This window comes from Halomonas sp. PBN3 (assembly GCF_000475415.1).
GTDB lineage: Bacteria > Pseudomonadota > Gammaproteobacteria > Pseudomonadales > Halomonadaceae > Halomonas > Halomonas shengliensis.
In genome coordinates this window covers 1-1184 of sequence record NZ_AXCA01000130.1, presented here as the reverse complement: position 1 = coordinate 1184, position 1184 = coordinate 1, and the positions used below count along the sequence as shown (strand labels likewise).

The 1184-nt window shown below is 64.6% G+C and carries 2 pseudogenes; both read right to left on the bottom strand.

The window, feature by feature from the left end:
- Positions 1–240 (bottom strand): annotated as a pseudogene (locus Q673_RS37215) (DEAD/DEAH box helicase); the annotation flags it as partial.
- A pseudogene (locus Q673_RS36840) lies at positions 224–1184 on the bottom strand (DEAD/DEAH box helicase); the annotation flags it as partial. The pseudogenes Q673_RS36840 and Q673_RS37215, both read right to left, overlap by 17 nt.

Below are 1184 nucleotides of genomic sequence, written 5' to 3'. Positions count from 1 at the left end.
ATAGAGGCTCTTCACGAACGCCAGCAGACTGCCCGAGCGCGGATGCTTGACCGTCTCCGGTCGGAAGCAGCAATCCGGCCAGGCCAGCAGCGCATTGAGCACCACACCCAGCAGGGTGGTGTCCTTGCGTGCCAGGGCCTGTCGGAGCTCGGTGGTCAGTTGACCCTCGAGCCGCCGATAGGCAAAGGCCTGCTCGTCGTCCATCGGCACCTCGATGAACTCCTCATCGTAGGGCGGCAACACGTTGCCACCGATGTCCTTGAGCTTGAGGAAGAAGCTTGAGGAAGACGGTGAAGGGCAGCACGTAGCGCATGATCCCCTTGGGGCCGAAGCCCGGGGCCTTGACGGTGCGCACCGACAGCTTCTTGCCTCGCGCTGTCTTGTGCGACTCTCCATCGCGCTCGGTGTAGATGTCCTTCAACACCCCATGATCACGCAGGAACGACATGGCCGCAGGCCCCATCGAGCCGCGCCCGTTGGGGCGATAGCCGTCCTCGAGCATCTTCGGCGTGAGGATGCGGAACAACAGGTGGAACAGGTCGTCGGCATAGCCGCCCATCAGGGTGCCGGTCAGCAGCAGCGACTTACGCGCCTTGGCTGCCAGCACGCCCATGGCCTGGCCCTGGGCCGACCCGGCGTTCTTGTACTCATGGCCCTCGTCCACGATCAGCAGATCGAAGGTGTGATCCGGCAGCTGCCGTTTGATGAACTCGGTCGGCTGATAGCCGCCTTCACCAAAGCCGAACTCCATCGTGGCCATGGCGCGCTCCATGCGAGCCGCCTGCCGGTCAGAGAACACCAGCTCCCCATTCTCATCCATGAGGTTGATGAACTCGTGGATGTTGTCACCCAGCAGCGTGGCCAGGAATTCCTCGCCAAACTGCTGCACCAGGCGCTCCGAGGAGACCTTGCCGATGGCGGGCAGCTTGCGCAGCGCCTTGAGTACCAGGTCGCGTTGCAGGCTGCCCGTCGCCCGCTGTGGCCGCATCAGCGTCCAGAGAGGACTGTGACAGTGCCGGCACTTGTGGCGCCGCTCCTCACGGAGAAACTGCGACAGCGATACCGCTTCGTTGTCGCTGTCGATCACCGTGCCGCCACACTGAGGACAGGCCGCCAGCTCGCCGCCCGGCACGCGCTTGCGCGCCGCGGCAGGCCGCCAGTGGAAGCCCATGCGCATGCGCACA